This is a genomic window from Mesorhizobium kowhaii (assembly GCF_042431665.1).
Taxonomy (GTDB): Bacteria; Pseudomonadota; Alphaproteobacteria; order Rhizobiales; family Rhizobiaceae; genus Mesorhizobium; species Mesorhizobium kowhaii.
Genome location: NZ_JBHLYT010000011.1, coordinates 35,007 through 52,629, shown reverse-complemented (window position 1 = coordinate 52,629; position 17,623 = coordinate 35,007). Strand labels below are relative to the sequence as shown.

The window sequence follows — 17,623 nt, the reverse complement described above, 5'->3', positions numbered from 1 at the left end:
TTTGGCCGCTCAGCTGAGGCCGAGCACGTCCCGCATCGAATACAGTCCCGGCTTGCGGCCACGCGCCCACAGGGCGGCCTTGACGGCGCCGCGGGCGAAGATGGCGCGGTCCTCGGCATGGTGAGAGAGCGTGATGCGCTCGCCGGTGCCGGCCAGCAGCACGCTGTGATCGCCGACCACCGAGCCGCCGCGCAGCGTGGCGAAGCCGATCGAACCCGTTTTTCGCACCCCGGTGTGGCCGTCGCGGACGCGCACATCATTGCCGGTAAGCGTGATGCCGCGCCCGGCGGCGGCGGCCTCGCCGAGCAGCAGCGCCGTGCCCGACGGCGCGTCGACCTTGTGCTTATGGTGCATTTCGAGGATCTCGATATCGAAATCGTCGGCGTCGAGCGCGCGTGCCGCCTGTTCGACCAGCACCGCCAGAAGATTGACGCCGAGGCTCATATTGCCCGACTTGACGATCATCGCATGGCGCGCCGCCGCCGCGATTTTCGCATTGTCGTCGACCGAGCAGCCGGTCGTGCCGATGACATGGACGATGCGCGCCTGCGCCGCGTAGCCGGCGAATTCGACGCTAGAGGCCGGCGTGGTGAAATCGAGCACGCCATCGGCCCTGGCGAAGACCGGCAGCGGATCGTCACCGATCGGCACGTCGATGCGGCCGATGCCGGCAAGTTCGCCTGCATCCTTGCCCAGATAGGGTGATCCCGCGCGCTCGACGGCGCCGATGACCCGGGCGCCCGGAATGGTGTGGATGGCGCGGATCAGCGTCTGGCCCATACGGCCGGCAGCACCCACCACGACCAGGCCCATATCGCTCATGAAGGTCTCCCGACCGCCTTTTTCGCGCGGCTGCGCGGCGGCGGAGTTTGGATTGGCTTGGCATCATCGACAAGCCCCAGCCCCTTTTTGCCCTGCACCCGGTGGAAGCGGGCATAGACGCTGTGCGGATCGGCCATCAGCGAGGCATGCGTGCCCTGTTCGACCAGATGGCCCTGTTCCAGCACGATGATGTGGTCGGCATTGACCACCGTCGACAGCCGGTGGGCGATGACGATGGTGGTGCGCCCTTCCATGACCTGGATCAGCGCTTCCTGGACCCGGGCCTCGGCCTCGTTGTCGAGCGCCGACGTCGCCTCGTCGAGCAAAAGGATCGGCGCCTGCCGCACGATGGCGCGGGCGATCGAGACGCGCTGGCGCTGGCCGCCCGACAGTGTCACGCCGTTTTCGCCAACCGGCGTGTCGTAACCCTGCGGCTGCTGGCGGATGAAGCCGTCGGCCTCGGCCTGCCGCGCGGCCTGTTCGATCTCGGCATCGGTGGCGTTCAACCGGCCATAGCGGATGTTGTCGCGGATCGTGCCTTCGAACAAATAGGGCTGCTGCGAGACATAGGCGATGGAGCTGCGCAGCGAGTGCTTGGTGATCTTGGAAATGTCCTGGCCGTCGATCTCGATCGCACCTGCCTCGACGTCGTAGAAGCGCTGCAGCAGCGCCACCAGCGTCGTCTTGCCGGCGCCGGAGGCACCAACGATGGCGGTCATCTTGCCGGCTGCGGCGACGAAGCTCAGGTCCTGCAGCACCGGCGCCTCCTCGACATAGCGGAAGGACACGTTGTTGAAACGCACTTCGCCCGTGGTGAACCTCGCCTCGGCGGCTCCCGGCGTGTCACCCTGCTGCGGCTCGATATCGAGAAGTTCGTAGATCATGCGCGCATTGACCAGCGCGCGCTCCATGCCGACCTGCATGCGCGCCAGCCGCCGTGCCGGATCATAGGCGAGCAGCAGCGCTGTGATGAAGGAAAACACCGCACCCGGCGGCTGTCCGAGAACGATCGCCCGATAGCCGGAATAGGCGATGACACCGGTGACGGCGAGGCCGGCCAGCATGTCGGAGATCGGCGACAGCCGTTCCGAGACGCGGGCGATCTTGTTTCCCCGCAGCTCGGCGCTGTCGGCGAGCGCGCCGATGCGGCGCGACAGCTCCTCTTCCATGGTGAAGGCCTTGACGATGGCAATGCCTTGCGTGGCCTCCTGCACGGCGCCGATCAGCCGCGAGTTGATCTGCACCGATTCGCGGGTGATGCGGCGCACCCGACGCATCAGGTAGGTGACGGTCCAGATCAACGGCGGCCCGATCAGCAGGGAACTCAGGGAGAGAACGGGATCCTGGTAGATCATGACGCCAAGCAGGCCGAGCAGCGTCACGCCATCGCGCGCAATCGACGTCAGCGTCATCGACAGGAGGTCGCGGATGCCGTTGACGTTCTCGTTCATCTGCGCGGCCAGACGGCCCGAACGCGTGTCGCTGAAAAAGCCGACGCCAAGCTTCATCAGATGGTCGAAGAGGCGTTTCTGGTAGCGCGCCACCAGATTGTTGCCGACCTTGGCCAGCGTCACCGCCTGGCCATAGCCGGCGAAACCGCGCACGAGGAAGGCTGCCATGATGGTGGCGCATATCCACACGATCAGATCGCCACGCCGTTCATAGAATATCTGGTTGACCACCGGGCTCATGACCCAGGCGGTGAAGGCGGTTGTCCCGGACACCGCGATCAGGCAGGCCGCGGCAAAAGCGTAGGACCAGCGGTAATCACGGCCGTTTTCAGCGATGATGCGGCGGAGCACCGCCGTGACCGCGCCGGGCGTGACTTTCTGCTTGCTTGGTGTTTGAAATGTCAAATCGGAGCGCTTCACAGGTTTCTGCATCCCGTGGCCGGGTTACAATTCGGCACTCCTCTTAGCGCCAAGGGGCCGGCTTGCCTATGCCTTGGGGTGACTAACTTCGTCGCGCCAGCGCCGGCCCGCGGTCTGCACACCGAACAGCGACGGGTTTCTGGCATAGGCGGCAAGGCCCAAAAGCGCTGCCAGCGGGTGGGTGATCACATAGACCGGCATGGTGCGCATCAGCGCACTGTGCGGCGCCTTGTCCTCGAAGGCGGCGCGGAAATTGCCGGCCTTCAGCGCCGGCACGATCTTCTGCGCAATGCCGCCAGTGAGGAACACGCCGCCGCGGCTCATGAACACCAGGGCAAGATCGCCGGCGGTGCGCCCGAGGCAGGTGACGAAGGTCTCCAGCGCTTCTTCCGCAACCGGATCGGTCTTCGCAAGTGCTGCGGCGGTGACTTCCGCCGGCGTGGTGAAGGGCGACGGCTTGCCGTCGGCCCTGGCCACCGCCCGGTAGACGTTGACGAGGCCGCGTCCGCACAGGATCTGCTCTCCCGAAATGCGGCCTTCGAGCTTTTCGATATGCGGGAAAACCTCGAAATCGCGCGGCGTGCGCGGGCCGATGTCCATATGGCCGCCCTCGCCCGGCACCGGTATCCAGTGGGCAAGCGCATAGACCAGCCCGGCAACGCCGAGCCCGGTTCCCGGACCGAGCACCACGCGTCCGGCATTGGGTTCCGGCGTGCCGCCGCCGATCTTTTCCATGTGCTCCTCGCCGAGCGCGACGACGGCCAGCGCCTGCGCCTCGAAATCATTGAGCACGACGATGTCGCTCAAGCCGAGGCTGGCGAACATCTGCCTGGGCTTGACGATCCACGGGCAGTTGGTGAGCTCGATCTCGTCGCCGTCGACCGGTCCGGCCACCGCCAGCACCGCCGAATTGGGGCGGACCGACGAGCGGTCGAGCACGGCCGCCTGGATCGCCTCGTCGATGGTGTTGTAGTTGGCGGTCTGGACGATGGTCGGCTCGCCGGCCTCGGAATTGGCGTCGAGCACGATCGAGAAGCGCGCATTGGTGCCGCCAATGTCGCCGATCAAGATCGGAAACCGCAACAAAGTATCGTCGTCGCCTGTGCTTGGCATGCTCTCGTCCGTCCCCGGCGCCCCCGACGGCGTATCGCCGTTCTTCCGTTGACTAGCGCATGAGTTTGAAAAGGGAAACGGTTTTCGAACCCGGTGGTGCGCACAGTCAGGTTCTGCGGCCAAACGGCCACTATTTTGCAAAACCGGGCACGCTAAACCGGTTCAACCCTGGATAAACGCGGCGGCGATCAGTTTCCCGGCCGTGGCCGCGGCAGCGGAATGCCTATCTCGGGGGTCGCTGTGAAAGCGTTCACCGAGCTTGGCAAGCCGGCCGCGCCATTGGCCGTGGTGGCGGGCAGCGAAGGCGCTTCGGGTTCAGGCATTGCGGCCGCGACCGGCACGCTGCCGCCATGATAGGTCGCGGCCTCGGCAGACGCCGGCCCCGGCGCGTCGAGCACGGCGCGGCATTCCTTCGGCAGGTTCGCCATCGTCATCAGGTCACGGGCCTTCGGCGCATCCGGGTTCTTGTTGGGCCGCCAGGGCTCTTCGGTGAACCACCAGGCCAGCGGCTTGCCGCAGCCATCATCGGGCGGCGTTGCTTCCTGCGCCTTGCAGTTGGGCGAACCCGGCTGGCAGCCGATGCGCATGTGGAAATGATAGTCGTGGCCCCAGAACGGCCTGATCTTGCGCAGCCAGTCGCGGTCGCCCTTGACGGTGTCGCAGAGCTTTTTCTTGATGCCAGGATTGACCAGGATGCGTTCGACCTCGGGATAGCTCGCCGCCCGCTTCAAAAGCCTTGTATGCGCCGGCGTCCACAGGGTGTCCTTCACCAGATGGGTCTTCTCGTCGACCATCAAGGTGGCGCTCTTGGTTTCGCGCTGCGCCGCCGACAGCGGGGAACTGGGCATCGGCGTCAGCCAGATGTCGGCGTCGAGCCCGATCTGATGCGAGGCATGGCCTGTCATCATCGGGCCGCCGCGCGGCTGCGAAATGTCGCCGATCAACAGACCGGGCCAACCATCGGCCGCGGCGTCGCGCGACAATTTCTCGATCACCGCGATCATCGCCGGATGGCCCCAGCGGCGGTTGCGCGACGGCCGCATCACCTCCCAGGTCGGACCATCCATGGGAATGGCGACACCGCCAGCAAAGCAGCCCTTGGAGTAGAAGCCTATCGACTGCGACGATGTCGCGGCCGGCAGTTTCTTGGCACCGAACAAGACCTTCGCCCGCTCCTCGGCCGCCGCCGGCTGCCCGGCGAGCCCGGCCAGCGCGAACAGGCCGAGCGCTGTGGCCAGCAGTGATTTCCTGCCGAAAGATGGCCGCGTCGCTGTCTTCATGAAACCGGATCCCCACCGCAATCCAAGGCCGAATCATAGCACGCAACGCGCGGCGCTTCGATGATTAGCGCTTCATCGGGCTGCGCGGCTCGCCATCGCGCCAGTCGCCGCTTGCCCACATATGGTCGAATGCGGCGCGGTAATCCGGAAAGCGAAGGGAATAGCCCGCCGCCTTGATCGCCGCATTGGCGACGCGCTTGTTCTCGCCATAGAAGGACCGCGCCATGGGCGAAAGTTGGGCGGCGTCGAAAGGAATTTCGGGCGGCGGTTCAATGCCCATCAGCCCGGCGGCATAGGCGACGACATCCTGCGGCGGCGCCGGCAGGTCGTCGGTGACGTTGAAGATACCGCCTGTATTGCCGGCGATCAGCTGCCACAGCGCGCCTGCAATGTCGTCGCAATGGATGCGATTGAACACCTGGTCCGGCTTGACCAGCCGTCTTGCGGTGCCGTTTTCCAGATTGACCAAAGCGTTGCGGCCCGGCCCGTAAATGCCCGACAGGCGCAGGATCGCCACCGGCCGGCCGATCTCCCGGCCGAGTTCCAGCCAGTCCTGTTCGGCCGCCACCCGCATCATCGAGCGCTTCGACACCGGCCGGCACTCGGCCGTTTCATCGACCCATGCGCCGTCATAGTTGCCATAGACGCCGACCGTTGAGAGATAGCCGATCCATTCGAGCGCCGGCATCCGGGCCACGATGTCGGCGCGGGCGGCATTCAGCACGGGATCGCCGGCCTCTTCCGGGGCGACCGAGATCACCAGATGCGTGGTGTTTCCCAGCGCATCGCCGATTTCACCGGTCAGTGCGCCGTCGAACAGCAGCGGCGCGATGCCGGCCTGCCGCAGCGCCTCGAACTTCTCCGGCGATCGCGTCGTCCCCGAGAGCCTGGCGGAACCTTTGCTGGCGCGCGCAAAAGCCTTGCTGGCTCGGGCAAAAGCCTTGCCGGAATAGCCGGCGCCGAAGATGAAGATCTGTTTTTCACTCATGCATGCGCCCTGGTTGGCCGCGCCAGACGCCATTCGTCGCGCACGGCCGCATCGCCTTCGGTTTTTAGGCCGGTCGCGGCCCGTTCGGAATATTCGGCGTCGGGCACGAGCCGCGCCAGCGCCCATATTGCCGCGCCCCGCACCAGCGGCGAGGTGTCGTCCAGCAAGACACGCACGGCGCCAGCAAGTGCTGCATCGCCGGAATTGCCGGCGGCGATCAGCACGTTGCGGACAAAACGATCGCGGCCGATGCGTTTTATCGGCGAGCCGGAGAAAAAGGCGCGGAAGGCTGCATCGTCGAGTTGCAGCAATTCGGCGAGCGGCGGTTCGCGCAATTCGTCACGCGCGGCGAGCTTTGCCTCGGAAGCCGCCCGGGCGAATTTGTTCCACGGGCAGGCGGCGAGGCAGTCGTCGCAGCCATAGATGCGGTTGCCGATCTTCTCGCGGAATTCATGCGGGATCGGCCCCTTGTTCTCGATGGTGAGATAGGAGATGCAGCGCCGCGCATCGAGCCGGTAAGGTGCCGGGAACGCATCGGTCGGGCAGACGTCGAGGCAGGCGCGGCAGGAGCCGCAATGGTCGATCTCCGCCCGGTCGGGCAAGAGTTCGGCTGTCGTGAAGATGGTGCCGAGGAACAGCCAGGAGCCGTGCTCGCGGCTGACCAGATTGGTGTGCTTGCCTTGCCAGCCGAGTCCGGCGGCCTCGGCCAGCGGCTTTTCCATCACCGGTGCCGTGTCGACGAACACCTTCACGGCGCCGCCGGCGCGCGCCACAAGCTTGCCGGCGATCTCCTTGAGCCGGCCCTTCATCACCTCGTGATAGTCACGGTTCTGCGCATAGACCGAGATGGCGCCACGGTCGCGCTTGGCCAGCACCCCGCGCGGATCATGGTCGGGGCCATAATTCATCGCCAGCACGATGATCGAGCGCACTTGTGGCCAAAGCGCGGTTGGTTCGCTGCGGCGTTGAAGCGTTTCGGCGATCCAGTCCATCGAACCGTGAAAGCCGTCGGCGACGAACTCGGCCAGGCGCCCAGGCGCCAGCGGGATCGCATCGGGGGTGGTGACGGCGACGGCATCGAAGCCGGCGCGATGCGCCTCTGCGTCGATCAGCGCGCGCAGTTTTACGGGATCAGAAGTCGAGGTCCGCATAATGCGACACCGGCGACAGGCCGCGCACCCGGTCGGTCAAAAGCGGCCGGAAAGAGGGCCGCGACTTCACCCGCGTGTACCATTCGCGCGCCGCGGCGTGTTCGCGCCAGTCGATCTCGCCGAGATAGTCGAGCACCGACAGCGTCGCGGCGGCCGCGAGATCGGCGTAGGTGACCCTGCTGCCGGCCAGCCAATGGCGGGTGCCGGCAAGCCAGTTGGTGTATTTCATGTGTTGGCGGATGTTGGCGCGCGCCGCGCGGATGGCTCCCGAATCGGGCGAACCGCCGCCCGCCGTTTCCGGCATCACCGGCTTCAGCACGCGCTCGCGCACCAGATGGCGGGTGACTTCGCTTTCGGCCTTGTTGAGATACCAGTCGATCAGCCGGCGGATTTCGGCGCGCTGCATCGGGTCTTCGGCGAACAGCCGCTTGTCGCGCTTCAAGACGCCGCGCGTCTCATCGAGATATTCGGCGATGACGGTTGCGCCGACGATCGGCACGTCGCCTTCGGCCAAAAGGATCGGTAGGGTGCCGGCCGGGTTCAGCGCCAGGAACTCCTTGCGCCGGGTCCACGGCTTTTCCTCGATCAGGGCCAGCTCCTCGCCATACTCGCCAAAAGCGAGGCGGACGAAGCGACAGGTGGCGAACATGGGATGGTGGAAAAGCGTCAGCATGGTTCCGCGATGATAAAGCGCACTGGCGAATCGCCGGGCGCACCGGTAAGTCTTGGCCGCCCGGTTAGCGGGCCGTCAGGGTGTTGCGACCTATAGGGGGACTTGCAGGCCATGACAAGCAAGCCGTTCTGTTAGCCGTCACGCCAATGCCGAGGTAGCCATGGAAAGCCAGACCATCGTCGAAGCCCTGCTGCTCGGCCTGCTGGAGGGGCTGACCGAGTTCATCCCGGTCTCGTCGACCGGCCATATCCTGCTCGCCGGCCATTTCCTCGGCTTCCATTCGACCGGCAAGGCCTTCGAGATCCTCATCCAGCTCGGTGCCATCCTGGCTATTCTGAGCGTCTATTTCCGCCGTCTGTGGAAAATGCTGCTCGATCTACCGCATGACCGGCTGACGCGGCATTTCGTCATCGGCATCCTGATCGCCTTCCTGCCGGCGGCGATCATCGGCGCGCTGGCGCATGATTTCATCAAGACGGTGCTGTTCGAATCGCCAAGGCTGATCTGCATCATGCTGATCATCGGCGGCGTCGTGCTGCTGGTGGTTGACCGCATGAACCTCAAGCCGATCTACCGCGACGTCGAGCGGTTCCCGACCCGGCTTTACCTGCAGATCGGGCTTTTCCAGTGCCTGTCGCTGATCCCCGGCACGTCGCGCTCGGGGTCGACGATCGTCGGCGCGCTGCTGCTGGGCGTCGACAAGCGGGCGGCGGCGGAATTCTCCTTCTTCCTCGCCATTCCGACGATGGTCGGTGCCTTCGCCTTCGACCTGTTCAAGAACCGCAACGTGCTGAGCAGCGCCGACCTGCCGATCATCGCCATCGGCTTCGTCGCCGCCTTCGTCACGGCGCTCATCGTCGTGCGCTTCCTGCTCGATTACGTCTCGCGCAACGGCTACTCGCTGTTCGGCTGGTGGCGGCTGGTGGTTGGCGGCGTCGGGCTGGTGGCGCTGATGATCTGGGGTTGAGCAGACCGCTACCTTACTGCTCCGTCGAGTTCCTTCGCGCCCCCCTCTGTCCTGCCGGACATCTCCCCCACTTGTGGGGAGATTGGATGTCATGAATGCTTTCGCTAATTTTCAACGTCGAAAAGAAAGGCGATTGAGCCGAAACTGCCAATCTCCTCCCGTGTGGGGGAGATGGCCGGCAGGCCAGAGGGGGGCGCTGTCCCGCCGACGTTTCGCAGGATTCGGCCTAGCGTGGCCCTCCTCAATTCCTTCCATAAAACGCGTTCTCGACATGCACCGGCCAGCGCCAGGGCAGCACCGCGACCATGTCGAAGCGCATCGACAGTTTGCCATAGTCGGACTGGCGCGACAGCCAGATGTCGGCCGCCGCCTCGATGCGGCGCTCCGATTCGTGGCCGATCGCCTCCATGGCTTCGATCAGCGTGCGGCGCACTTTGACCTCGACGAACAGCACGAGATCGCCGCGCCGAGCGATCAGGTCAATCTCGCCGAAGCGGGTGCGGTGGCGGCGCGCGAGGATCCGGTAGCCCTTGAGCATCAGCGCTGCCGCCGCCAGCCATTCGCCGCGATGACCGCGCCGATAGGCTTTTTGGCGGCTGGCGCTCGGGCGCTCAGCCACCACTCTCTCCAGCAGCATCCCTGAGCTCGAGCAGCCGCCGATAGAGCGCCTGTTTCTGGCCGCCGGTCATTTTCGCGGCTTCCGCCGCCGCCTTGGAAGCCGGCATTTCGGCGGCGAGCGACAAAAGCAGGCGGTCGACGTCGGCCGGTTCGTCGGCCTTGGTCTCGGCGGGGCCGACGCAGACGACGATCTCGCCCTTCGGCGTATCGGCCGCCGCATAGTGGTCGGCCAGCACCTGCAGCGTGCCAGTGCGCATCTCCTCGAACGTCTTGGTGAGCTCGCGGCCGATGGCGGCCTTTCGCTCGCCGCCAAGGGCCTCGACCATGGCGCCTAGGGACTCGGCCAGCCGGCGCGGCGATTCGAAGAAGATCAGCGTCGCCGGCACGGCTTTCAGGGCTTCGAGCCGCGTCAGCCGCTGGCCAGTCTTCACCGGCAAAAATCCGGCGAACAGGAAGGCGTCCGACGGCAGGCCGGACGCCGTCAGCGCGGCGAGTGGGGCCGACGGACCGGGGATCGGCACGACGCGTATGCCATGGTCGAGCGCCTCGCCGACCAGCCGGTAGCCGGGATCGGAGACGAGCGGCGTGCCGGCATCGGAAATCAGCGCCACGCTCTGTCCGGCCTGAAGTGCCGCGATCAGCTTCGGCCCGGCCTCGCCGGCATTATGCTCATGATAGGCCGTGGTGCGGCGGCGAATGCCGTAGCGGTCGAGCAGCACGCGCGACACCCGCGTGTCCTCGCACGCTACGATGTCAGCGGCGGCCAGCGTTTCCAGCGCGCGCAGCGTGATGTCGGCGAGATTGCCGATCGGTGTCGCCACCAAATAGAGCGCCGGTTCGAGCGGCCGGGCCGCGATCTCGGTCTGCCCGACCACATAGCTGCGCTTGCCCGTCTCGCCGGTCACCGATGCATCTCCATTCGAACCTTGTTTGGCACGGCTGAGGCCGGCTTGCAAAAGCTGACGTTGGGTCCGCCTCGCCATTCCTTTGCCACAGTAGGGAACGAAACCGGTTTCGGCAGATTTACCCCCTGATTCCGGAGGAGGACAGGATGGACAGCCTAAAAATACAGGATGCTTTCGCGCCCTACTATGCCGGCCGCAAGCGCGTTGCCGCACCCAGGGACAAGCGCCTGCCTGCCAAGACCGACACCAGCCTGACCAAGCGGGCCACAAGCGCCTTGCCGACGAACGTCAGGCTTTCCGACAACAAACCAGACAGCACGACGGAGCACTGACCGGACGATGCCCAATCGCTTCGATATCTTCATCACCCGTCTTGAAACGAAAAACGCCCGCAACGACGCGCCGCTACCCCCGATACGCGACCAGCACCGCGCCCGCGGCGACAAGGGCGACACCAAGCCGGTTCGCTCCGGAGAGTCGCCCGCCGAGAAAGACCGCGCCAAACACCGCCACAAGCACGACGCCTAGCGCAACAGCTTGCGACGGCTCAGAATTCTGCCATTGCATGCCGCCGCAAGGGTCGCGGCATGGATCCTCGGGTCAAGTCCGAGGATGACGAACGTGGGGTTGCGAACGCTCGGCCACATCATTCAGCCCAGATATCGCGGGACCTTCGCCTCGAGAAGCTGGACCAGCACCGGATCCATGAATTCATAGTTGTCGGGGATGTCCAGGCAGATGACCCGGGCCTTCTTTAGGCTGGCCTTGAATTTCTTCTGCAATTTGGCGCGGTGCGCCTTTTCCATGACGAAGATGATGTCGGCCCAGGCGACGAGCTCATGCGTCAGCGGCGTGTCGGCATCGTGGTTTGTTCCCGCCGACGCAACCTCGATGTCCCGGCGCTTGGAAAACACCTGCTCGGCGGTCGGGCTGCGCAAGCGGTTCTGGCTGCAGACGAAGAGGATGTTCTTCAAGGGCAATACCCGAGCATGATCTTGTCCGAAAACCGGTGGCCACTTTTCGGGATCATGCTTTAGCGCGCCAGATCGGCCACCACCGCGTCGAGCACGATCATGCCGGCCGGCGTGGCGCGGAGCCGAGCATTGCCGATCGGCGCCACCAGCCCCTCGCCCTGCAGCACCGACAGCCGCGCGCTCGACAGGCTGCGCCCGGAAAACGCTTCGTAGCGGGAAAGGTCGATGCCTTCGGCCAGCCGCAATCCCATCAGCAGGAACTCGTCTGCCTCTTCCGAGCGCGTCAGGATCTCGCCGCCGGTGACGCCGTGGCCCTTGGCTTCGACCAGATTGGCCCAGGTTTCCGGCATCCGTTCGGCGATCGTGACCGTGCGGCGGCCGTTTTCGACGAAACGGCCATGCGCGCCGGGCCCGACGCCGACATATTCGCCATAGCGCCAATAGGTCAGGTTGTGCCGGCTTTCGGCGCCCGGCCTGGCGTGGTTGGAAATCTCATAGGCCGGCAGGCCATGCGCCGTCGTGATCTCCTGCGTCAACGCGTAGAGGTCTGCGGCGTGGTCATTGTCGGGAATGATAAATTTCTTCGCCGCATGCAGGGCGTGGAAGGGCGTGCCTTCCTCGATGGTCAGCTGGTAGAGCGACAGATGATCGGCGGCATGGCCGATCGCCTGTTCGAGCTCGGCCTGCCAGGCGTCCGGTGTCTGGCCGGGCCGGGCATAGATCAGGTCGAAGGACAGGCGCGGGAAGATTTCGCGCGCTAGGCCAATCGCATGAAGCGCTTCCTCGACATTGTGCAGCCGGCCGAGGAAGCGCAAATCCTTGTCGTTCAGCGCCTGCACGCCAAGCGAGACGCGATTGACGCCTGCAGCGCGATAGCCGCGAAAACGTTCGGCCTCGACCGAGGACGGATTGGCTTCCAGCGTCACCTCGATGCCATCCGGAACGGTCCAGTTCTTCGCCACCGCGTCGAGGACCCTGGCCACGGTTTCCGGCTTCATCAGCGACGGCGTGCCGCCGCCGAGGAAAATGCTGGTCACCTCGCGCGGCCCGGTGCGCTGGCGCATGGTCGCAAGCTCGGCCTCGAAGGCACTGGCGAAGCGGTCCTGGTCGACTGGCTGGTGGCGGACATGGCTGTTGAAGTCGCAATAGGGGCATTTGGCCGCGCAGAACGGCCAATGGATGTAGACGCCAAAACCGGGCGCCCGGTCGAGCAGCATGCTCATGCCGAGCCCAATCGTGCCAAATTCAATCGTGCTTGAGCGAATTTCTGGAAAGCGCGGGCGCGGTGCGACAACGCGGTCGGCTGGCCGGGCTTCCAGCCGTGCTTTTCCTCGGCGCTCATCTCGCCAAAGGTCTTGTCGAAGCCATCGGGCAAAAAGACCGGGTCGTAGCCGAAGCCAAGTTCGCCGCGCGGCGGCCAGACCAGCGTGCCTTCGGCCTCGCCGCGATAATATTCGGCGTCGCCGTCGGGAAAGGCCAGGCAGATGACGGCGACAAAGCGCCCCTTGCGCTGTTCCGGCAAGGCGGCGCCGACTTCCTGCAGCGCCACTTCGGTGCGCTGCATGGCCATGGCGAAATCGCGCGAACCGTCAGGGGTTTCGGCCCAGTTGGCGGTGTAGACGCCGGGCGCGCCGTCGAGCGCGTCGACACACAGGCCGGAATCATCCGACAGCGCCGGCAGGCCGGTCGCCTGGGCGGCGGCGAGCGCCTTGATGTAGGCGTTCTCCTCGAAGGTCGTGCCGGTCTCGTCCGGCTCCTGCAAGCCATAGTCCTTGGCCGATTTCGCTTCGAAACCGAATGGCCCCATCAAATCGGCGAATTCGCGCAGCTTGCCGGCATTGTGGCTGGCCACGACAATTTTCTTTCCATCAAGCGTATGAACAGTTGGCGAATGCATCATATGCCCCAGATTCGTGGCTCGGCGAATTCGATCGAATTGCCCGAGGGGTCGCGTATATAGATCGAACGGCCGCCTTGCGGCCATTCGAATTCGCTTTCGATGGCGATCTTCTTCGCCTCGAGATGCGTTTTCCAGCGCGCGATCTCGTCGGCGCTGGCCGCAAAGCAGAGATGACCCTCACCAACCGCGCCGTGCGGCGGTACTTTCAGTCTGGCATCGGGCGCGGGCGGCACTTTCGTCGCCTCGGCGTTGAAGATGAGCAGCACGCCGGAGCCGCAGCGGAAGAAGAGGTGCCTGCCGTCAACCTTGCCGAGCAGGTCGAGCCCGAGGACGCCGGTGTAGAAGGCTTCGGCGGCGTCGAGGTCGGTGACGTAGAGGGCCGATTCCAGAATTGTGGAGGGAGTCACGCTCAAACTCGGCATTTGAAAATTACGCCACCGCCATCTGCTGCAGGCTGACCAGGCGCTGGATGCCTTTCTTGGCCAGACCCATCAGGGCGGCAAACTGTTCCTCGGAGAAAGGCTCGCCCTCGGCGGTGCCCTGGATCTCGACGATGCCGCCCTTGCCGGTCATGACGAAATTGGCGTCGGTGCCGGCCGAGGAATCCTCGATATAATCGAGGTCGATGACCGGCTGGCCGTCATGGATGCCGCAGGAAATCGCCGCGACATGGTCCTTCAGTACCTTGGCGACGCTGGCCATCTGGCGGGCTTCCATCCAGCGCAGGCAATCATACAGCGCCACCCAGCCGCCGGTGATCGAGGCGGTGCGGGTGCCGCCATCGGCCTGGATGACGTCGCAGTCGACGGTGATCTGCTGCTCGCCCAGCGCCTGCAGGTCGACCACGGCGCGCAAGGAGCGGCCGATCAGCCGCTGGATTTCCAGCGTGCGGCCACCCTGCTTGCCGGAAGAAGCCTCGCGGCGCATGCGCTCGCCGGTCGAGCGCGGCAGCATGCCGTATTCCGCCGTGACCCAGCCTTTGCCGGAATTGCGCATCCAGCCCGGCACCTTTTCCTCGAGGCTGGCGGTGCACAGGACATGGGTGTCGCCGAACTTCACCAGGCATGAGCCTTCGGCATGCTTGGAGACGCCGCGCTCGAAGGAGATGGCGCGCATTTCGTCGAATTGGCGTTTGGAGGGGCGCATACAGGCTTCTTTCCCGTCATTTTTCGGATTCTTGGCCGGCTTGTAACCACATGGGGCGCGTGGCGCAAAGGAAAATGGCCGGCGACCTGACTCAGACACCCGCGTGATCTGCCTCAAGACACCGGGTGATCTGACAAAGACACCGGGTTGCGCGGGCCGTGGTGAAGTCTATATCCTTGAGGCGGAGGTTTTTGGCCGAATGACCAAGGCAGTTGCCGAACCCAGCCTGCTGTCGCCCGCGCTGCAGTCGCTCGACATGCGTTCGCGCGACATCTTCCGGCGCATCGTCGATTCCTACCTGAAGGACGGCGAACCGGTGGGATCGCGCAGCCTGTCGCGCATCCTGCCGTCCTCGCTGTCGCCGGCGACCATCCGCAACGTGATGAGCGACCTCGAACATCTCGGCCTGATCTACGCGCCCCACATCTCCGCCGGCCGTCTGCCGACGCAGGCCGGCCTCCGCTTCTTCGTCGACGCCTTCATGGAACTCGGCGACCTCTCGGACGAGGAGCGCCGCACCATCGAGGCGCAGGTGCGCGCGTCCGGCTCGGGCGCGACGCTGGAACATATGCTGACCGAGGCCAGCCAGATGCTGTCCGGCATGTCGCGCGGCGCCGGCCTGGTGCTGGCCGCCAAGAACGAAGTAGCGCTGAAGCACATCGAATTCATCCAGCTCGAGCCGACCAAGGCGCTGGCGGTGCTGGTGTCGCAAAATGGCGACGTCGAAAACCGTGTCGTCGACCTGCCCGCCGGCATCACCGTCTCGCAGTTGCACGAAGCCTCGAATTTCCTCAACGCCCATATCCGTGGCCGCACGCTGGCCGAGGCGCGGATCGAGATTGCCCGTATCAAGGAAGAGACCAGGGCCGCGCTCGACACGCTGTCGCAGGACCTGGTCGAGAAGGGGCTGGCGGTGTGGGCCGGCGCCGACAGCGGCCTGCCGGCGCGGCTCATCGTGCGCGGGCGCGCCAACCTGCTCGAAAATGTCACCGCCCAGGCCGACATCGAACTGTTGCGCCATCTGTTCGAGGACATGGAGACGCAGGACGGGCTGATCCAGCTGCTTGACCTTGCCGAGGAAGGATCGGGCGTGCGCATCTTCATCGGCTCGGAAAACAAGCTGTTTTCGCTGTCGGGCTCGTCGCTGGTCGTCGCGCCCTATCGCGACAAGGATGCCCGCGTCGTCGGCGCGCTCGGTGTCATCGGTCCGACCCGGCTCAACTATGCCCGTATCGTGCCGATGGTCGACTATACGGCGCAGCTGATTTCCCGCATGCTGCGTTGAGGTAGGTGTATTGATATTCAGGTGATGCCGGCCTGCAAACGGCGGCTTCCTGCGCTTCCGGTGCTCACGTACGAAAAGTACGCTCCGCTCCGGTTCTCGGAAACCACCATTTTCGGCTCGGCCTGACCTGAATCTCAACACACCTTAGAGCCCAAACCGAAGAACAGGCTGCCGAGGAGAAAAACAATGGCGCTCGAAGAATTCAAAGCCCGGATCAGCCTGTTGCTTGAGGAAATGGTCAACCAGCCGGAGGATCAGCACGAAATCCAGGAGCAGTTGCGCGAAAAACTGCGGGAAATGCGTGCCATGGGCCTGCCGCTGCCGGCCGATCTCGTCGAACTGGAAAAACGCCTCGACGACGATTTCTACGCTGCCGGCAACTGAGGCTGGAGCCTCCGTTTCGCTTCAACTCATCGTGTGTCGCGGAACGATCGACGAAACCGCCCGTTTGTTCTCTCGCAACCTGTCTCTGCGACCAGGGTGGAGGACAGAATGATCCGGTTGGCTTGGCTGGCGTTTCCCGCCGCACTGTTTCTCACGACCTCGGCATTTGCCCAGCAGGCGGAGCAGCCGTTGCTGAAAGGTGCGGCCGCCTTCGGCGACTGGCGTGCCGACAGGCCAGGCGTACGCCGCCTGATCAAGCCGCAAGACCTGCCAAGGCCTTACGTCACCAAATCCGCCTCGAACAGCGCCGGCCTAGCCGACAGGCCGGCGGACGCCGAGCCGAAACTGCCACCGGGCTTTTCCGCCGAGCTGATCGCTTCGGGCATCGACAATCCGCGCGTCGTGCGCATCGCGCCGAATGGCGACCTGTTCATCGCCAACAGCGACGCCAACCAGATTCGCGTCTATCGCCTGACCGAAGGCAGCGCGAAGCCGGCGAAGGACGGCATCTTTGCCGGCAATCTCAACCAGCCTTACGGGATTGCCTTCTATCCGCCGGGCAATGACCCGCAATGGGTCTATGTCGCCAACAGCGACAGTATCGTGCGCTTTGCCTACCGCAATGGTGACCTGAAGGCCGCCAGTGATCCGGAAACTGTCGTCGACAGCATCCCTGCCAACCATCACTGGACGCGCGACATCGTTTTCTCGCCGGATGGCAAGACGCTCTATCTGTCGGTCGGCTCCGGATCGAACGTCGCCGAGGATATGGCAAAGGAGCCGGAAGGTGGCCTCGACGCCTGGGCCAAGTCCAAGCCGCTGGGCGCCACATGGGGCTCGGAGGACGGCCGCGCCGACGTGCGGGCTTTCGACCCAGATGGCAAGAATGGCCGCATCGTCGCCACCGGCTTGCGCAACTGTTCGGGCATGACCGTTCAGCCGGCGACCGGGGCGTTGTGGTGCGTCGTCAACGAGCGCGATGCGCTCGGCGACAATGTGCCGTCCGAATATGCGACTGTGGTCAAGGACGGCGGCTTCTATGGCTGGCCCTGGTACTATATCGGCAACAATCAGGATCCGCGCCACAAGGGCGAACGCCCCGATCTTGCCGGCAAGGCGACCATTCCCGATGTGCTGATGCAGGCACACTCGGCGCCGCTCAACATCGCCTTCTACGATGGAAAGGACGTGCCCACCGGTTCCGGCTTTCCGGCGGAATACAAGGGCGACGCCTTCGTCGCTTTGCACGGTTCATGGAACCGCGGCAACAGGACCGGGTACAAGGTGGTGAGATTGCTGTTCAGGGACGGCAAGCCGACCGGCGAGTACGAGGACTTCATCACCGGCTTCGTCGTCTCCAACGGCGAGGTGTGGGGACGACCGGTCGGGGTGGCGGTGGCCCGCGACGGTGCGCTGATCGTGACCGAGGACGGCAACGGCACCATCTGGCGCGTCACCTATAGTGGCGGCCGTTCCTGACGGCGTGGTCATACCACCGGCGTGGTGCAATCGAATCCGGTTTCAGGGAATTCACGCGTAGCTGACC

19 protein-coding genes and 1 pseudogene are annotated in these 17,623 nt (G+C 64.9%); 5 read left to right on the top strand and 15 right to left on the bottom strand.

From position 1 onward, the window contains the following. Window positions 1–9: 9 nt before the first annotated feature. The 7 genes from dapB to ACFFNA_RS11980 form a co-directional block, all read right to left on the bottom strand. Window positions 10–822, bottom strand: coding sequence for a 4-hydroxy-tetrahydrodipicolinate reductase (gene dapB, locus ACFFNA_RS12010; protein ID WP_111545342.1), 813 nt, complete (start codon window positions 820–822; stop codon window positions 10–12). Then, window positions 819–2,705, bottom strand: coding sequence for an ABC transporter ATP-binding protein (locus ACFFNA_RS12005; protein ID WP_378918415.1), 1,887 nt, complete (start codon window positions 2,703–2,705; stop codon window positions 819–821). The genes dapB and ACFFNA_RS12005 overlap by 4 nt, the downstream gene beginning before the upstream one ends. A gap of 54 nt (window positions 2,706–2,759) precedes the next feature. Further along, window positions 2,760–3,806 carry a glucokinase gene (locus ACFFNA_RS12000; protein ID WP_111545343.1) on the bottom strand — a complete coding sequence of 349 codons (1,047 nt, stop codon included), beginning with the start codon at window positions 3,804–3,806 and terminating at the stop codon, window positions 2,760–2,762. A gap of 188 nt (window positions 3,807–3,994) precedes the next feature. Continuing rightward, the gene (gene mepA, locus ACFFNA_RS11995) at window positions 3,995–5,086 is read right to left on the bottom strand and encodes a penicillin-insensitive murein endopeptidase (RefSeq protein WP_378918413.1); all 1,092 of its coding nucleotides are present in this window, start codon (window positions 5,084–5,086) and stop codon (window positions 3,995–3,997) included. Between the two features lie 64 nt (window positions 5,087–5,150). Beyond that, complete coding sequence (locus ACFFNA_RS11990; RefSeq protein WP_378918411.1) at window positions 5,151–6,074, bottom strand: SDR family oxidoreductase; 924 nt, start codon at window positions 6,072–6,074, stop codon at window positions 5,151–5,153. Then, on the bottom strand, window positions 6,071–7,225 hold the full coding sequence (gene queG, locus ACFFNA_RS11985) for a tRNA epoxyqueuosine(34) reductase QueG (RefSeq protein ID WP_378918409.1): 1,155 nt from the start codon (window positions 7,223–7,225) through the stop codon (window positions 6,071–6,073). The genes ACFFNA_RS11990 and queG overlap by 4 nt, the downstream gene beginning before the upstream one ends. Continuing rightward, a complete protein-coding gene (locus tag ACFFNA_RS11980) occupies window positions 7,206–7,898 on the bottom strand; it encodes a glutathione S-transferase family protein (RefSeq protein ID WP_111545347.1) in 693 nt (230 codons plus the stop codon). Before ACFFNA_RS11980 ends, queG begins: the two co-directional genes overlap by 20 nt. Window positions 7,899–8,058: 160 nt before the next feature. On the opposite strand from ACFFNA_RS11980, the gene ACFFNA_RS11975 reads away from it, so the two are divergent. Continuing rightward, window positions 8,059–8,865: an undecaprenyl-diphosphate phosphatase gene (locus tag ACFFNA_RS11975; protein ID WP_378918408.1), complete on the top strand. Its 807-nt coding sequence runs from the start codon at window positions 8,059–8,061 to the stop codon at window positions 8,863–8,865. Between the two features lie 241 nt (window positions 8,866–9,106). Here the strand turns inward: ACFFNA_RS11975 and ACFFNA_RS11970 are convergent, their stop codons facing one another. Together ACFFNA_RS11970 and rsmI are read right to left on the bottom strand one after the other, a co-directional pair. Beyond that, window positions 9,107–9,484, bottom strand: a complete 378-nt coding sequence (locus ACFFNA_RS11970; protein ID WP_378918407.1) for a YraN family protein — start codon at window positions 9,482–9,484, stop codon at window positions 9,107–9,109. Next, window positions 9,477–10,388, bottom strand: coding sequence for a 16S rRNA (cytidine(1402)-2'-O)-methyltransferase (rsmI, locus tag ACFFNA_RS11965; RefSeq protein ID WP_378918405.1), 912 nt, complete (start codon window positions 10,386–10,388; stop codon window positions 9,477–9,479). The genes ACFFNA_RS11970 and rsmI overlap by 8 nt, the downstream gene beginning before the upstream one ends. Before the next feature lie 146 nt (window positions 10,389–10,534). Here rsmI and ACFFNA_RS11960 point away from each other — a divergent pair, with 146 nt between their 5' ends. Further along, window positions 10,535–10,720, top strand: coding sequence for a hypothetical protein (locus ACFFNA_RS11960; protein WP_378918403.1), 186 nt, complete (start codon window positions 10,535–10,537; stop codon window positions 10,718–10,720). Window positions 10,721–10,793: 73 nt separating this feature from the next. Here the strand turns inward: ACFFNA_RS11960 and ACFFNA_RS11955 are convergent. From ACFFNA_RS11955 to rph, 6 genes and pseudogenes are all read right to left on the bottom strand, one after another. Next, window positions 10,794–10,916, bottom strand: a pseudogene (locus ACFFNA_RS11955) (EamA family transporter); the annotation flags it as partial. A 122-nt stretch (window positions 10,917–11,038) separates the two neighbouring features. Further along, a complete protein-coding gene (locus tag ACFFNA_RS11950; protein WP_378918401.1) occupies window positions 11,039–11,362 on the bottom strand; it encodes a low molecular weight protein tyrosine phosphatase family protein in 324 nt (107 codons plus the stop codon). 59 nt (window positions 11,363–11,421) lie between these two features. Continuing rightward, the gene (hemW, locus tag ACFFNA_RS11945) at window positions 11,422–12,585 is read right to left on the bottom strand and encodes a radical SAM family heme chaperone HemW (RefSeq protein ID WP_378918399.1); all 1,164 of its coding nucleotides are present in this window, start codon (window positions 12,583–12,585) and stop codon (window positions 11,422–11,424) included. Next, on the bottom strand, window positions 12,582–13,259 hold the full coding sequence (gene rdgB / locus ACFFNA_RS11940; protein WP_378918397.1) for an RdgB/HAM1 family non-canonical purine NTP pyrophosphatase: 678 nt from the start codon (window positions 13,257–13,259) through the stop codon (window positions 12,582–12,584). Before rdgB ends, hemW begins: the two co-directional genes overlap by 4 nt. Continuing rightward, the gene (locus ACFFNA_RS11935; protein ID WP_378918395.1) at window positions 13,259–13,669 is read right to left on the bottom strand and encodes a VOC family protein; all 411 of its coding nucleotides are present in this window, start codon (window positions 13,667–13,669) and stop codon (window positions 13,259–13,261) included. The genes rdgB and ACFFNA_RS11935 overlap by 1 nt, the downstream gene beginning before the upstream one ends. Window positions 13,670–13,691: 22 nt before the next feature. Next, complete coding sequence (gene rph / locus ACFFNA_RS11930; protein ID WP_111545353.1) at window positions 13,692–14,408, bottom strand: ribonuclease PH; 717 nt, start codon at window positions 14,406–14,408, stop codon at window positions 13,692–13,694. Between the two features lie 199 nt (window positions 14,409–14,607). Here rph and hrcA point away from each other — a divergent pair, with 199 nt between their 5' ends. The 3 genes from hrcA to ACFFNA_RS11915 all read left to right on the top strand — a co-directional run bounded on the left by hrcA (window position 14,608) and on the right by ACFFNA_RS11915 (window position 17,556). Further along, entirely contained in the window at window positions 14,608–15,693 is a 1,086-nt protein-coding gene (gene hrcA / locus ACFFNA_RS11925) for a heat-inducible transcriptional repressor HrcA (RefSeq protein ID WP_378918393.1), read from the top strand. A gap of 186 nt (window positions 15,694–15,879) precedes the next feature. Next, window positions 15,880–16,077 (top strand): hypothetical protein, encoded by a 198-nt coding sequence (locus tag ACFFNA_RS11920; protein WP_111545355.1) that lies wholly within the window; start codon window positions 15,880–15,882, stop codon window positions 16,075–16,077. 108 nt (window positions 16,078–16,185) lie between these two features. After that, window positions 16,186–17,556, top strand: a complete 1,371-nt coding sequence (locus ACFFNA_RS11915) for a PQQ-dependent sugar dehydrogenase (RefSeq protein ID WP_378918391.1) — start codon at window positions 16,186–16,188, stop codon at window positions 17,554–17,556. Window positions 17,557–17,623: the final 67 nt, after the last annotated feature.

What these genes read in the sequence shown, in the direction of transcription:
- dapB (WP_111545342.1), bottom strand. Translation starts at nt 822, where the DNA reads ATGAGCGATATGGGCCTGGTCGTGGTGGGTGCTGCCGGCCGTATGGGC.
- ACFFNA_RS12005 (WP_378918415.1), bottom strand. Translation starts at nt 2,705, where the DNA reads ATGCAGAAACCTGTGAAGCGCTCCGATTTGACATTTCAAACACCAAGC.
- ACFFNA_RS12000 (WP_111545343.1), bottom strand. Translation starts at nt 3,806, where the DNA reads ATGCCAAGCACAGGCGACGACGATACTTTGTTGCGGTTTCCGATCTTG.
- mepA (WP_378918413.1), bottom strand. Translation starts at nt 5,086, where the DNA reads ATGAAGACAGCGACGCGGCCATCTTTCGGCAGGAAATCACTGCTGGCC.
- ACFFNA_RS11990 (WP_378918411.1), bottom strand. Translation starts at nt 6,074, where the DNA reads ATGAGTGAAAAACAGATCTTCATCTTCGGCGCCGGCTATTCCGGCAAG.
- queG (WP_378918409.1), bottom strand. Translation starts at nt 7,225, where the DNA reads ATGCGGACCTCGACTTCTGATCCCGTAAAACTGCGCGCGCTGATCGAC.
- ACFFNA_RS11980 (WP_111545347.1), bottom strand. Translation starts at nt 7,898, where the DNA reads ATGCTGACGCTTTTCCACCATCCCATGTTCGCCACCTGTCGCTTCGTC.
- ACFFNA_RS11975 (WP_378918408.1), top strand. Translation starts at nt 8,059, where the DNA reads ATGGAAAGCCAGACCATCGTCGAAGCCCTGCTGCTCGGCCTGCTGGAG.
- ACFFNA_RS11960 (WP_378918403.1), top strand. Translation starts at nt 10,535, where the DNA reads ATGGACAGCCTAAAAATACAGGATGCTTTCGCGCCCTACTATGCCGGC.
- hemW (WP_378918399.1), bottom strand. Translation starts at nt 12,585, where the DNA reads ATGAGCATGCTGCTCGACCGGGCGCCCGGTTTTGGCGTCTACATCCAT.
- rdgB (WP_378918397.1), bottom strand. Translation starts at nt 13,259, where the DNA reads ATGCATTCGCCAACTGTTCATACGCTTGATGGAAAGAAAATTGTCGTG.
- rph (WP_111545353.1), bottom strand. Translation starts at nt 14,408, where the DNA reads ATGCGCCCCTCCAAACGCCAATTCGACGAAATGCGCGCCATCTCCTTC.
- hrcA (WP_378918393.1), top strand. Translation starts at nt 14,608, where the DNA reads ATGACCAAGGCAGTTGCCGAACCCAGCCTGCTGTCGCCCGCGCTGCAG.
- ACFFNA_RS11920 (WP_111545355.1), top strand. Translation starts at nt 15,880, where the DNA reads ATGGCGCTCGAAGAATTCAAAGCCCGGATCAGCCTGTTGCTTGAGGAA.
- ACFFNA_RS11915 (WP_378918391.1), top strand. Translation starts at nt 16,186, where the DNA reads ATGATCCGGTTGGCTTGGCTGGCGTTTCCCGCCGCACTGTTTCTCACG.